Origin of the sequence: Reyranella sp., from assembly GCF_965229815.1 — a bacterium.
Taxonomy (GTDB): Bacteria; Pseudomonadota; Alphaproteobacteria; order Reyranellales; family Reyranellaceae; genus Reyranella.
This window is the reverse complement of the sequence record NZ_CBDDJN010000002.1, coordinates 1,881,586-1,894,072: the sequence shown is the minus strand read 5'-3', so window position 1 is coordinate 1,894,072 and position 12,487 is coordinate 1,881,586. Positions and strand designations below refer to the sequence as shown.

The following is a 12,487-nucleotide window of genomic DNA, read 5'->3' as shown; positions in this document are numbered from 1 at the left end:
GCCACTCCGAGGTCGTGACGCTATCGGAGCGCGGACCTCCAGGTCCGCCTCATGATCACGAGCGGACCTGGAGGTCCGCGCTCCGATGAGGCGCCCCAAATCCCGTTACGCCTTGGCGCGGCGCTCGACCCGACGGCCGCGAGGAGGCATGCTGGCCGTCCTCGAGAATGGGCGACGACACAGGGGAGAAACATGCCGAAGACGCGATTCCTGATCCAGGTTCCCGGCAAGGCCGACATGGGATGCAACACGGCCGACGAGGTCCTGGACGCGCTGAACGACCTGAAGTCGACCAAAGGGGTCGTCGTCACCGACCAGCAGACCGGCATGAAGGACCTCAGCCGGGAGGCGATTGTCGCTCTGGCGAACGACGAGCGCGAATAGCTCGCCCACCGCGGCGTCAGCCCGCGGCCGCGCCGCTCACCGGGCTTTCGTCAGGAGCGACCAGCTCTCGGATTCGGTTTCCACGGTGAAATGCCTGTCGAGATACGGTCGATAGCGCGCCTCGGCCTCCTTCAGGACCACGAGGCTCGTCGCGAACTTAGGGACGAGCACATAGTCGACCTGGCCGAAGACGCGCTCGGCCGGCGGCCACGGGAAGCTCTCGTCGTACCAGAGGTTTCCGCCGGCAGCCGGAACCCAGCCCAGGGCGAAGGGCAAGGGATTGATCTGGTCGAGGATCGCGATCCCGCCGGGCTTCTTCTTGCCGAGCAGCGAGACCGCCTCGAGGAGCGTCCGGACATAGTGCGCCTGGGTCAGCGGGGCCGTGCCGAAGATCGAGCGCGCCCGCGTCGATCCCGTGGAATAGCCGCCGCGGCCCGACAGGATCTGCCACGCCGGCACGGTCTCGATGGGCACCGCCAGCCCCTTGAGATTGGTGCGCTCGACGATCTCGGTCTCGATGGGATTGATCGCCCGCTTCGCATAGAGCGCGATGCTGAACGTGTTGTTCAGGATGCTCGCGGCGGGCGGCACCAGCAGCGCCAGGAGACAGAGCGCGAGGGACCGGATGCCCCGGTTGTGCTCGGCGCTGAGCTCCCGATAGAGCATGAACAGCGCCACCATGCAGAGTGGCAGGCTGCGCTGCTGCGCGTTCTGGCTGAGGATGGCGATGCTCGCGATGTAGATCGCGGCGATGCCGAGGACGATCCATAGCGAGGTGCGGCCCTCGACCCAGAGCGCGGTCGCTGCCACGAGCACGATCATCCAGAGCGCGAACTCCGCGCGATTGGCGGAGAACATGAACAGGAGATGGTGGGCCCGCGCCCGCGCGGCGCCCGAGTCGAGCGCCGATGCGATATCGCCCAGGTAGGCCCAGTTCCACGGCGCCGCCGCCAGGACGAGGACGACGAGGGCCAGTCCGGCCCAGTGTCGCCAGGCCGCGCGCACCTCGGCGTTCACGAAGAAGGCCAGCACGAAGACGCCCGCCGCGGCGAGGAAGTAGGTGATCTTGAGGTAGTAGAGGATGAGAAGGAGGACGCCGGTGGCGACCAGGTCGATCCACGGCGAGCGACCGCGCGGCGCGGCCGGCACGAGCAGCGTCAGCGCCAGCGTGGTGATGGCCGCCCACCCGTAGACATTGTACGACATCGCGAACGTGAAATCGTCCAGCAGGTCGCCGGCGTTGATCGGCGCCAGGCAGAGCTGCGACACCATGAGGACGAAGATGGCGGCCGGAATCGGCGGAAGCCGCCGGCAGGTCACGACCGTCGCGATCGCGCAGATCGCGCCCGCCATGACGAGGTTGCCGATCAGGAACGCCCGGACGGACGGACCGTCCACGTAGAACCCCAGGATCGTGAGCCAGAAGGTCAGTGCCCCCAGCGGATCATGGACGTCGACATGCAGGGTGAGCCCGCTCTGGATCGCCCAGGCGCCCGACAGGTTGAACAGGAAATCCCAGGCCATCACCCGCGAATAGACGGTGCTCGGCAGCAACAGGGCCAGCCCGCTCGCGGCCACGACCGCGATCGTTATCGAGATGGTGAGGAACCGGGGACCGATCTCGGTCAGGAGCGGAGGCTGCCCCCACGAGAATGCACGCTCGGGGCGCAGCCGTCGCAAGTCGAAGATCAAGGCAGGTTCCCTCCCCGGCCGAGCCTGTGCCCAGGATCCGGGCTCCCCAAATACCCAGAACGAGACCGGAAATACGACAGGGACGCTCCGCGGCGTCAACCCGTACGGCGCCACGCCCGGCCGGCGACACGCCCCTGTGGCCGACGTCGGCAGGAAATTGCAGCGGCCTGCCGGGGAGCGCGGGCGTACGGGACGCCCGAAGCGGTCCTCACGAGGCAAGGGCGGCGGGCGGCCTCGTGCGTGGCAATCGGGGTCTCGGCGGCTCTAGCTCTTCTCCTCGGCCCGCCCGGGGGCGCCGTTGGTCCTGGTGACGACGCGGATCATCTCCGCGAACTGCGCTTCCGTCGCGCTCACCCCTCCGTCCCTGGCGGCCTGCTTGAACTTCTTGAACTGCGCCAACTCCTCGGCCTGCGGCCCGCGGGTTGGTTTTCCGGATTTGCCCGGCATCTGGCGCGACATTGCTGACCGCGTGCTCCCGTTTCTTGGTCTCTTTCCCGATGGTAGCCGGCGCCGGATGCCGACGAAACGGCAGGATACGTGAATAAAGCGGATAACTTCCAACGATCAGCGGTTGTGCCACGGGGACTGAACCGGCGCCGGCATGGCCGGCGCCGGCCGTGCCTCAGAACTCCTTCAGGTTGTCGGCCAGATGCTTGTGGGCATAGGCCGTGCGGGCGAGGCCGCGGCGCTGCAGCTCGGGCACCAGCCCGTCGCAGATCTCCATGATGGCGCGGCGCTCGATCGGCGTGTCGGAGAACAGGAAGCCGTCACCGCCCACTTCCTGCATGACCTCGGCCATCACCCCCGCCACGTGATCGGGGGTGCCCGTGTAGTCGAGGCTGCCCTTGCTGGCGTAGCCACGCACGATCTCGCGCAGGGGCTTGCCGAGCCAGCGGGCCAGCGAGGACTGGTGACCGTTGGTCTTCAGGTCGAGCGGCAGCGGCTCGTCCAGATCGAACTTCGAGAAGTCGATGCCGGTCAGCCGCGACATGCCGGAGAGCTGCATGTCGACGTACTTCAGCGAGTCCTCCTGCTGCAGCCGGCGCCGCTCGCGCGCCGCCTCCATCGTCGTGTCGACGATCGGCGAGCACAGGAACAGGAGCTTGATGTCGTCGGGATTGCGCCCCATCGCGGCGGCGTTGCTGCGGACCTCCTCGCGATAGGCCTTCATCTTCCCGATGTCGCTGCCTTCGGTGATGATCGTATCGGCCCATTTCGAGGCGAACTTCTTGCCCGCCGCCGAGCCGCCGGCCTGGCAGATCGGCACGCGCCCCTGCGGCGAGCGCGGCGCGTTGATCGGCCCGCGCACCTTGAAGTACTTGCCCTCGTGGTGGATCGGGCGGACCTTCTTGCCGTCAGCGAACATCGGGATGTCGCGATCGAGCACGACCGCATCCGCGTCCCAGGCCTCCCAGAGCCGGGTGACGACGTCGGCGAACTCGTCGGCCAGCTCGTAGCGCTCGTCGTGCGGCAGGTGCCTGTCCTTGCCGTAGTTCTGCGCGGTGCCGTCGTTGCTGCCGGTGACGCAGTTCCAGCCGATGCGGCCCTCGGTGACATGATCCAGAGAATTGATCAGGCGCGCCGCCAGGTACGGCGGATACTCCGACACCGAGAGGGTGGGCACCAGGCCGAGATTCTGCGTCGCCTGCGCGAGCCAGGGCACCAGCACCGCCGGGTCGAGCTTGGGCGTTCCCTGGGCGTACTGCAGGTAGGTGTCGTGATTGCCCTTGTAGGTGTAGGGCACGTTCGAGGAATCCTCGATGATCATGTAGTCCATGCACGCCCGCTCCATCCCCTTGGCGAGGTCGATGAAGAGGTCGGGCATCATCCAGCGTTTGACGTCGCTGGCACTGCCAGCCCACATCGAACGCCAGTTCTTGGAAGCGAAACTCTGGCCGAGGAACCAGGCGAGATGGAACGGTTTTGTCATGCCGCTCCGGAAGCAAGAGTTCGGCCAAAAACCAATTCAGATTCAGCAGCTTAGCGATGCCGAAATGCGATCGCGATTCCCTCCTGCTGCAAGGGTCGGGCCTCCGCAATTTGGGAGGCCGCTCGTCATCCGCCATCTCTGGCAGCGAAGCCGACGCACGGTATTGACATCAATGCCGTAGAGGGGCGTCCTGCGCCCGATGTCAGTTGAGAAAGCGCAAGCTTGCCGGGCGTGACGCGTTTTCTGCTGCCCTGCGTCTGGATCGCCTGGGGCTTGTCTTATCAGCTGATGAGCTGGTCGCTCGAGGCCGTCGACCTCTTCACCAGCCGACTGATCATCATGCCGATCTCGGGCGTGATTCTGCTGGCCCTCGGCGTCCTGGGCGGCGCGGCGGCGCTGCCCGGCCGGCGTCTGTGGGGCCAGATCTCGCTGACCGGCCTGTTCAACATGGGCTTCTTCCAGATCTTCCTGATCGCAGGCATCGCCACACTCAGCCCGAGCCGCACGCGGGCCCGTGAGGCGCCGGTCGGCACGCTGCTCACCTTGCTGGCAGCGATCTCCTTCAGCATCGGCACCGTCCTCACCAAGCGAATGGCGGTTGCGGGCGATGTCACCATCAACGCCGCGTGGCAGATCCTGGTCGGCACGGTGCCCGTGTTCGTCATCTGGCTGATCTTCGCACGCGGCGCCTACTTTCATCCCGACCAGGTGCGATCGCGAACACGCTGTTTCAAGGTGAAAGACCGGGACGCCTAGATTACTCGCCAGCAGGCGCTCCGCCCGTCGGATGAAATGGAGAGCCGATCGTGAAACGAGCAATCCGCGAGAAGGTCAAACTGCTCGAACAGACCTACCGAGACACCGCGGAATGCATCTTCTGCGGCGCTACGCCGACGACTGACGAGCACATCTTCTCGCGATGGACGCACAAGTACATGCTCCCGGCCAAGCCGGGGAAAGCCAAGTCTTACGTGGCCGTCAAGCACATCGACAGAGTGGTTGGCGCCAATTTCAAGCTGCCGGGGCCGATCCGGGATTGGCAGATCCGATGCGTCTGCGGTCCGTGCAACAATGGCTGGATGAGCCAACTCGACACCGCAGTCGAGCCTCTCATGATGCCGCTTATTCTCGGCCAGCAGACGCGGCTCTTCGAGAAGCAGTGTGAGCAGATCGCGGCCTGGGCGGTTATGAAGTCGATGGTCGTGCACAACAAGTGGGTCCATCACACGCGCCGCAAGTTTCTCAAGAAGGCCAAAAGGCCTCCGAAGGATTGGGCAGTGTGGATCGCGAACTACAATAGGAGAGACTGGGAAGGTGAGTGGCTGTCGTGGCCGGTTGCAGTGCGCACGGATGCGGAGAAATCGCCGCGCCGCAAGGCGGCCTACAACGCGCACGTAACAATCCAGATAATCAAGGACCTCTACATCCACGTCACAAATCTTCCGTACGAAGGCTTCGCCGCGAAGTTCCGATTTAGGCGGTCCGATGGCGCGGGCCTCAATGTCGTTCGGATCTGGCCCTACACAGGAACCAGCATCGTGTGGCCGCAGAAGGCGCTGCAGGACGAGGACGCGATGATGGCCTCGGAGGCTGTCTTTCGTTTCCTGATGCGAAATGACGATGCAGCTCGTCGGATCGCGGGTGCGTGACGCCCAAGACCCACTTTGCGACCTGTTATTTCATGGACATCAGCCAGTAGGCCTTATTCCCAGCTCTGGCCGGGTGCCAAAAGTGGCGTGTGCCCTATCACCTTGAGGACGTCCCTGATCAGAATGCATCTGGCTATTCGCTTCTAGGCTCCACTTCAAGACGAGGACACCGGTCGGCTTTGGAAGGCGAGTACATGCGTGAGCGGCGCGCACTTTCTCCGAGAGTTTCAACGAGGCGAACCGAGTGCCGCGACATCCCGAAGTCCTATCGTATCTCCAAGAAGTTTGCGTAGTGATCGGTGTTAGTCCCACGTGTCGGTGCCCGGCCCCTTCACTGGGAATACAAACTGGCGATGGTCACTCGTGCTCTCGTTCCAGTACCGTGCAAACCACTTCACCTTCTCGAAGTGCTTCGGCGTGTCCACGGATTCATCGAAGCGCTGCTGGATGCGGCGGCCAATTGCGTTGAAATGCTCTGCCTGAATCGCTCGTTCGGCGTCAGTCTCGCGAGCGCCTAGGCTTGATCTGATGAACTCCAGTGCGTGCAGAAAGAACGGACCGTCGTTCGCCTGGCGCACACGGTCGCCATAGTGAGGGTCGGCCGCCTGGTAGGTCCTGACGTCCGCCGCGACTTCTTTGGTAAGCATGATACGCGGATAGACTGCGACGGTGCTTTCAAGCTCATACGCCTTTACCAAGGCTGCCCCGAACACAAAGAGTGCATCGTGGAAAAGTTTCCCCTTTACCACCGCACCGCGGACAAAGTATCCGTGCTCCAAAAGCCCGTGTGTCAGCGATCCAAGGCTAAATAGGAGATACTGAAGGTCGGCCGCTGTTACGGCGCACGAGGCGCAAATGCCGTCGGAGATTGTGTGCACTTTAAGATCGAGCGCATGTCGCTTAGCCGAGAGGAACGGCCGACCATGCACCCGATAGAGAATGTCACGCATGGTACTGACGTCGACCGAGCCGCTGTCGAGCTCACGGATTAGAGAACGGAACCCAAGAATGTCTACGAACGCGCAATAGCGCGTCTCATACGGCGGTATCGACGTGTCGATCTTGATCTCAGTCCGAGCCATCGTGCTCAACTCCCGTACAATCCCATGTCTGCCACAATCGCCGACCTGCCATGACCGACTGGGGTAGAATGTAAGCGCCGTGCTCCTCGTTTCGCGGCCGGAAGTTGCCGCGAGCATCCTTTGTCTCGGCGCACGAAGCTTTTGCTCGTCTGCGCTGCCCGCCCATGAATCAGCTCTATGTCGGCTCTTCCGAATCAATCACGCTGCCCAATACAGGTGGCTTCCTTTTCATAGATCGCGAAGTAGCGAAGATCCCGCGAGCGCGAGTTTTCGCCCCGTTCAAGCACAACTTCAATCCGCTCAACGACATCGACGACAAGAAGGCCCGCTAGTTCGCGGACGTGCTCTCGCTCCCCAAGGCGAGAACACGCTGACAGTGAGGACGGTAAGCGGGCTCTGCTCAGAGCCATGCTCTCAGCAGGATCGACCGGACAGGGTGAAGGGAGATGAAGAAGTCGAGGGGATGATCGGCGAGCCGCTCGCCTCGCCTGCCCCCGCTCCATGATCTTAGCCAGCCTGAGCCATGCCGAGCTGGGCGACTTCGACGCGCTCGCCCTGGGGGCGCTGCTCATGAGCCACTTCAAAAGCCAGCTCGTCGTCTCCGACCTTGGCTTTCTACGGTCGGGATATGCACGTGAGCTTGGTTCGGCAGGAGCGGCTGGTTGGCGGGGTCAATTTTCCCCGAGGAACTGCCGGACAAGCTGCGGCACAGCTGCTTGCCGCCTCACTGTGAGTAGGACTAAACGCGCAAGCCCATACGCCGCAAGAATTTTGCGGAGGCCTGAGCAACGGAAAGGAGTGTGGATGGTGCCCCGAGACGGAATCGAACCGCCGACCCCATCATTACGAATGACGTGCTCTACCAGCTGAGCTATCGGGGCACGGCGCGGGTTCTAGGCGAAAGCCGGGGGACGCGCAAGCCGTCCGCACACCGGAAGCAACGGAGCCCTTTCGGCCCCTGACCCCGTCGATTCACACGATTCGGCCCCGGCCGAACTTTGCGAGCGGGCTGCGCGGGATAGAGTGCGCGCCCCATGACGACCCTGATCGCCCTCCTGCCGCTCCTCCTCGTGCTCGGCCTGCTCGCCTCGGGGCGCGCCGGCGCCCTGGTCGCGGGCGCCGCCGGCCTGCTGGCCACGGTGGCGGCGGCGCTGGCGCTCCTCTGGCCCTCCGGCGGCGCGGGAGAGGGCGCCGGCGCGCCGCCGCTCCTGCCGCTCTTCCTGCGCGAGACGGCGGCCGGCCTGTGGCTGTCGTGGCACGTCGTGGCGATCATCGCCGCCGGCATGTTCTTCCATCGCTGCCTGCAGGCCCGCGACGGCGCGGCCGCGGCCGGGGGCACGGTCGAGGCGACGCCGCGGCGCCTGTGGGCGGTCTGTTTCCTGCTGGCACCCTTCGGGGAATCGGTGACGGGCTTCGGCATCGGCTACATCATCGCGCTGACGGCACTGCGCCGGCTGGGACTGGGCGGCCTCCCCGCCCTGCTGCTCGGCCTCTACAGCCAGTCGCTGGTGCCGTGGGGCGCGCTCGCCATCGGCACCACGGTCGGCGCCACCCTCGCGGGGCTGGCACCGTCGACGCTCGGCGAGGCCTCGGCGCTGCTGCAGGTGCCGATCCATGCCCTCTACCTCGTGATCTACTGGCGGCTGGCGCGCACGGCCGGCATCACGGTGCCGGCGGCGCAGAAGCTCGACGACGTCGCCTGGACGGCGCTGCTGCTGGCCCTGATCTGGCTCTGCAACCGCTACAGCGACGTCGAGATCGCCGGCGCAGCGCCGACGGCGCTGCTGCTGGCGCTGCGCTTCTGGCGCGACGAGCGGCCGGACGGGCCGCGCCTGCGCGCGGCGCTCGCCGCCAACGCGCCCTATGTCGCGCTGACCGCGGCGCTCTGCGCCACCCGCCTGGTGCCGCCGCTGCGCGACACGCTGAAGCCGCTCTGGTCGCTGCGGCCGTTCGACAACCAGCCGGCCTTCGCGCCCTTCTACGCGCCGGGCTTCTGGCTGGTGGCGATCGGGCTGATCGTCGTGTGGCGGGCGCGCGCCTCGCTGGCACGGGTCGCGGCCGAAGCGGCGCGCGGCGCCTGGCGGGCCTGCACCGTCACCATCCTGTTCGTGGTCATGGCCGAGCTCTATGTCGGCTCGGGCATGGCCGAGACGATCGCGGAGGCGCTGCGCGGCGCGGCCGGGCGCGGCGCCGCGCTCGGCGTGCCGCTGTTCGCCGGGATCGGCGGCTTCCTGACCGGCGGCGGCGCGGCGGCCAACGCCATGCTGATGCCGATGGCGACGGCGCTGGCCCGCGCCACCGGCCTCGACCCGGCCTGGATCGCGGCGGTGCAGAACAGCGTCTGCACCAACCTCACCATGCTGTCGCCCATCCGGGTCTCGATGGGTGCGGCCATTCTGGCCCTCGCCGCGCCCGAGGCGGCGCTCTACCGTCGGGCCTGGCCGCTCGCCCTGCCGTCCCTGCTCACCGGGTTGCTCGCCGTCACGATGCTGCTGCTCCTGCCGCCGCCATGATTCCGTCGCGCCGTCGCGTCCTGCTCGCCGGGCTACGAACGAGCTTGGGAGCTGGCCTGGGCATCCTGCCCCTCGCCGGCGCCCGCCGCGCCGGCGCCATCGTCATCCTCGACAGCACCTGGCGCGCCGAGGGCGGACGGCCGGGCCACGAGACCGACGGCTTCCGCGCCCATGTCGCGCTCGCCAACCAGCCGCAGTTCGCCGGGCTGATCGCCCTCTCGGAGGACGACGGCGCGGCCTGGGACGATGCCTCGGGGACCTGGATCGGCAATTTCGGCGGCGTCGGCTGGGTCCTGACGGCCGCCCACGTGTTCAAGAGCGGCGAGGGCGCCGACACCTATCTCTACCGCACGCGCACCGGCACGGTGCTGCACGGCAACCGGCTCTACGTGCACCCGCGCTACGACGGCAACGGCGACAATCGCAGCGGCTACGACGTCGCGCTGGTGCAGCTCGACGGGCAGGTGACCGACGCCGGCGCGCCGCCTCTCCTCTATGCCGGCGACATCCGCGTCGGCCTGCGCATCGTCATCGTCGGCTTCGGCGCCCGAGGATTGGGTTCGACCGGCGAGGACAGCGAGTGCGACGATCCCGACGACAACAGGACGGCGGCGGAGAACACGGTCGACGCGGTGACGCCGCCCAGCGCACGCGACACGCCGGACGACGATTCGGGCAACTGGCTGCGCGTCACGCTGCGGCGCGAAGCGGAAGGCGGCGGCCGGCTCGACGGCATCCTGGGCGGCGGCGACAGCGGCGGCTCGGCCTGGGCGCGCATCGACGGGCGCTGGATGGTGGTCGGCGTCAACGCCAGCGGAACCAGCGACACCTATGGCGGCGAGTCGTTCTTCGCACGCCTGGCCGGCGTGCGGCCGTGGCTCGCGGGTGTGCTGCCCGCATTGCGGTTCATCCCGTAGGTCTTATGATCCCCCGCGAACGAATCCGCGGGAGAGAACGATGGCCAAGGTGGCGTTTCTGGGACTGGGCGTGATGGGCTTCCCGATGGCGGGGCATCTCGCCGCCAAGGGCCACGAGGTGACGGTCTACAACCGCACCTTCGCCAAGGCCGAGGCCTGGACGCAGAAGCACAAGGGCAAGGCGGCGAAGACGCCGAAGGAAGCGGCGGCCGGACAGGAGATCGTCTTCTGCTGCGTCGGCAACGACGACGACCTGCGCTCGGTCGTGCTGGGCGACAGCGGCGCCTTCGCCGGCATGGGCAAGGGCACGATCTTCTTCGACAACACCACGGCATCGGCCGACATCGCCCGCGAGCTGCACGGCGAGGGCAAGAAGAAGGGCATCGACTTCATCGACGCGCCCGTCTCGGGCGGCCAGGCCGGCGCCGAGAACGGCCAGCTCACCGTGATGTGCGGCGGCGAGGCCGCGCCCTTCGAGAAGGCGAAGCCGGTGGCCGACTCCTACGCCAAGGCGATCACCCTGATCGGCCCGCCGGGCACCGGCCAGATCACCAAGATGATGAACCAGATGTGCATCGCCGGCATCGTCCAGGGCCTGGCCGAAGCGCTGAACCTCGGCCAACGCTCGGGCCTCGACATGGAGAAGGCGCTGGCCGCCATCTCCAAGGGCGCGGCGCAGAGCTGGCAGATGGAGAATCGCTGGCAGAACATGATCGCCGGCAAGTTCGACTATGGATTCGCCGTCGACTGGATGCGCAAGGATCTCGGCATCGCCCTGACCGAAGGCAAGCGCGCCAAGGCCGCCATGCCGCTGGTCGCGCTGGTCGACCAGTTCTATGCCCGCGTCCAGGAGCGCGGCGGCGGCCGCTGGGACACGTCGAGCCTGATCCAGCCGCTGCAGAAGCCGTGAGCGCCCGGCGATGAGCGGCTACACGCTGTGGGGCCGCGAGGGCTGGGGCTCGACCATCGTCGAGGCCCAGCTCGTCTGGTACGGCCTTCCCTACGCCTTCGAGCCGGTCGGCGACCTGCTGCGCCAGCCCGAGTCGCGGTCCAAGCTCGAGAAGGTCAATCCTCTGGCCCAGGTGCCGACCCTGGTGATGCCCGACGGCAGCATCATGAGCGAGAGCGCGGCCATCACGCTGCTGCTGGCCGACATCAGCGGAACGGACTCGCTGGTGCCGCGGCCGGGAGCGCCGGAGCGGGCGAAGTTCCTGCGCTGGCTGGTGTTCATCGTCGCCAACATCTACCCGACCTTCACCTATGCCGACGATCCGGCGCGCTTCGTGTCGGTCAATGCCGCGCGCGATCCGTTCCGCGCCGCCACCGACGCCTATGCCCAGCGCCTGTGGCGCCAGATCGAGCGCGAGGCCGGCAGCCCCTGGTTCCTGGGCGAGCGCTTCTCGGCCCTCGACATCTACATCGGCATCATGACGCGCTGGCGGCCCAAGCGGGGCTGGTTCGAGACCGAGACGCCGCGCCTGTTCGCCATCGCCCGCCGCGCCGACCAGCGCCCGGAACTGGCCGAGGTCTGGAAGCGCAACTTCCCGTCATGAGCTGCGTCGGCATCGTCGGCGGGCTCGGCGTCGGCGCCACGGTCGACTACTACCGGCGCATCACGGCGGCCTGCCGGGCGCGCGGCGTCGTTCCCGACCTCGCGATCGTCCATGCCGACGTCGATCGTGGCCAGGGGTACGTGCGCGACGGGCGGCTCGAGGCCCTGGCCGAGTATCTCGCGGGCTTCATCGGGCGGCTGGAGCGCGCCGGCGCGGAGGCCGCCGTGCTGCCGGCCGTCACGCCGCACATCTGCATCGCCGAGCTTCGGCCGCGCATCAGCCTGCCGCTGATCGACATCGTCGAGGCGATCGGCGGCGAAGTGAAGCGGAGGAACCTCCGGCGCGTCGCGCTGTTCGGCACCACCTTCACCATGCAGGGCAGCCTGTGGGGCCAGCTCTCCGGCCCGGCGCCGCAGGTCGAGATCGTGAAGCCACGCCCCGACGAGATCGACTTCGTCGGCCGCGCCTACCAGCGCTTGCTGGACACCCAGCAGGGCGATGCGGCCGAGACCGAAGGCCTGCGCCGCCTCGCCGCCGAGCTGCAGCGCCGCGACGGTGTCGAGGCCGTCCTTCTGGCCGGCACCGACCTCGCGGTCATCTTCGACGAGGAGACGGCAGGCTTCCCCTGCATCGACTGCGCGCGCGTGCACATCGACGCGATCGTGGAGCGGCTGGCCGCGTAGTGCCGAGAGGACGCCGCGTTGTGGCGCCTCATGGGGAGCGCGGACCTCCAGGTCCGCATCATGATCATGAGCGGACCTGGAGGT

The 12,487-nt window shown here is 67.0% G+C and carries 13 protein-coding genes and 1 tRNA gene; 9 read left to right on the top strand and 5 right to left on the bottom strand.

What is annotated here, in order from left to right:
• Positions 1-192 precede the first annotated feature (192 nt).
• The gene (locus ACO073_RS09520; protein ID WP_421996980.1) at positions 193-384 is read left to right on the top strand and encodes a hypothetical protein; all 192 of its coding nucleotides are present in this window, start codon (positions 193-195) and stop codon (positions 382-384) included.
• Between the two features lie 36 nt (positions 385-420).
• Here the strand turns inward: ACO073_RS09520 and ACO073_RS09515 are convergent, their stop codons facing one another.
• The 3 genes from ACO073_RS09515 to ACO073_RS09505 all read right to left on the bottom strand — a co-directional run bounded on the left by ACO073_RS09515 (position 421) and on the right by ACO073_RS09505 (position 4,006).
• Entirely contained in the window at positions 421-2,076 is a 1,656-nt protein-coding gene (locus tag ACO073_RS09515; protein ID WP_421996979.1) for a hypothetical protein, read from the bottom strand.
• Positions 2,077-2,340: 264 nt separating this feature from the next.
• On the bottom strand, positions 2,341-2,523 hold the full coding sequence (locus ACO073_RS09510) for a hypothetical protein (protein ID WP_421996978.1): 183 nt from the start codon (positions 2,521-2,523) through the stop codon (positions 2,341-2,343).
• A gap of 175 nt (positions 2,524-2,698) precedes the next feature.
• The gene (locus tag ACO073_RS09505) at positions 2,699-4,006 is read right to left on the bottom strand and encodes an NtaA/DmoA family FMN-dependent monooxygenase (RefSeq protein ID WP_421996977.1); all 1,308 of its coding nucleotides are present in this window, start codon (positions 4,004-4,006) and stop codon (positions 2,699-2,701) included.
• A 222-nt stretch (positions 4,007-4,228) separates the two neighbouring features.
• Here ACO073_RS09505 and ACO073_RS09500 point away from each other — a divergent pair, with 222 nt between their 5' ends.
• Both ACO073_RS09500 and ACO073_RS09495 read left to right on the top strand, forming a co-directional pair.
• Entirely contained in the window at positions 4,229-4,762 is a 534-nt protein-coding gene (locus ACO073_RS09500; protein WP_421996976.1) for a hypothetical protein, read from the top strand.
• A 50-nt stretch (positions 4,763-4,812) separates the two neighbouring features.
• Positions 4,813-5,655, top strand: coding sequence for a hypothetical protein (locus ACO073_RS09495; protein WP_421996975.1), 843 nt, complete (start codon positions 4,813-4,815; stop codon positions 5,653-5,655).
• Between the two features lie 302 nt (positions 5,656-5,957).
• On the opposite strand, the gene ACO073_RS09490 is transcribed toward ACO073_RS09495, so the two are convergent.
• Positions 5,958-6,737: a hypothetical protein gene (locus ACO073_RS09490; RefSeq protein ID WP_421996974.1), complete on the bottom strand. Its 780-nt coding sequence runs from the start codon at positions 6,735-6,737 to the stop codon at positions 5,958-5,960.
• 164 nt (positions 6,738-6,901) lie between these two features.
• On the opposite strand from ACO073_RS09490, the gene ACO073_RS09485 reads away from it, so the two are divergent.
• The gene (locus ACO073_RS09485) at positions 6,902-7,069 is read left to right on the top strand and encodes a hypothetical protein (protein ID WP_421996972.1); all 168 of its coding nucleotides are present in this window, start codon (positions 6,902-6,904) and stop codon (positions 7,067-7,069) included.
• 473 nt (positions 7,070-7,542) lie between these two features.
• On the opposite strand, the gene ACO073_RS09480 is transcribed toward ACO073_RS09485, so the two are convergent.
• Positions 7,543-7,618, bottom strand: a tRNA-Thr gene (locus tag ACO073_RS09480).
• A gap of 153 nt (positions 7,619-7,771) precedes the next feature.
• Between ACO073_RS09480 and ACO073_RS09475 the strand changes: the two genes are divergently transcribed.
• The 5 genes from ACO073_RS09475 to ACO073_RS09455 are packed head-to-tail and all read left to right on the top strand — an operon-like array spanning position 7,772 to position 12,403.
• A complete protein-coding gene (locus ACO073_RS09475) occupies positions 7,772-9,250 on the top strand; it encodes an L-lactate permease (RefSeq protein ID WP_421996971.1) in 1,479 nt (492 codons plus the stop codon).
• A gap of 44 nt (positions 9,251-9,294) precedes the next feature.
• A complete protein-coding gene (locus ACO073_RS09470) occupies positions 9,295-10,167 on the top strand; it encodes a trypsin-like peptidase domain-containing protein (protein ID WP_421996970.1) in 873 nt (290 codons plus the stop codon).
• A 40-nt stretch (positions 10,168-10,207) separates the two neighbouring features.
• Positions 10,208-11,077, top strand: a complete 870-nt coding sequence (locus tag ACO073_RS09465; RefSeq protein ID WP_421996969.1) for an NAD(P)-dependent oxidoreductase — start codon at positions 10,208-10,210, stop codon at positions 11,075-11,077.
• A 10-nt stretch (positions 11,078-11,087) separates the two neighbouring features.
• Positions 11,088-11,720 carry a glutathione S-transferase family protein gene (locus ACO073_RS09460; RefSeq protein ID WP_421996968.1) on the top strand — a complete coding sequence of 211 codons (633 nt, stop codon included), beginning with the start codon at positions 11,088-11,090 and terminating at the stop codon, positions 11,718-11,720.
• The gene (locus ACO073_RS09455) at positions 11,717-12,403 is read left to right on the top strand and encodes an aspartate/glutamate racemase family protein (protein ID WP_421996967.1); all 687 of its coding nucleotides are present in this window, start codon (positions 11,717-11,719) and stop codon (positions 12,401-12,403) included. Before ACO073_RS09460 ends, ACO073_RS09455 begins: the two co-directional genes overlap by 4 nt.
• Positions 12,404-12,487 lie beyond the last annotated feature (84 nt).

Coding starts and splice junctions, on each gene's coding strand:
- ACO073_RS09455 (WP_421996967.1), top strand. CDS start 11,717: ATGAGCTGCGTCGGCATCGTCGGCGGGCTCGGCGTCGGCGCCACGGTC.
- ACO073_RS09505 (WP_421996977.1), bottom strand. CDS start 4,006: ATGACAAAACCGTTCCATCTCGCCTGGTTCCTCGGCCAGAGTTTCGCT.
- ACO073_RS09490 (WP_421996974.1), bottom strand. CDS start 6,737: ATGGCTCGGACTGAGATCAAGATCGACACGTCGATACCGCCGTATGAG.
- ACO073_RS09465 (WP_421996969.1), top strand. CDS start 10,208: ATGGCCAAGGTGGCGTTTCTGGGACTGGGCGTGATGGGCTTCCCGATG.
- ACO073_RS09520 (WP_421996980.1), top strand. CDS start 193: ATGCCGAAGACGCGATTCCTGATCCAGGTTCCCGGCAAGGCCGACATG.
- ACO073_RS09510 (WP_421996978.1), bottom strand. CDS start 2,523: ATGCCGGGCAAATCCGGAAAACCAACCCGCGGGCCGCAGGCCGAGGAG.
- ACO073_RS09475 (WP_421996971.1), top strand. CDS start 7,772: ATGACGACCCTGATCGCCCTCCTGCCGCTCCTCCTCGTGCTCGGCCTG.
- ACO073_RS09460 (WP_421996968.1), top strand. CDS start 11,088: ATGAGCGGCTACACGCTGTGGGGCCGCGAGGGCTGGGGCTCGACCATC.
- ACO073_RS09485 (WP_421996972.1), top strand. CDS start 6,902: ATGAATCAGCTCTATGTCGGCTCTTCCGAATCAATCACGCTGCCCAAT.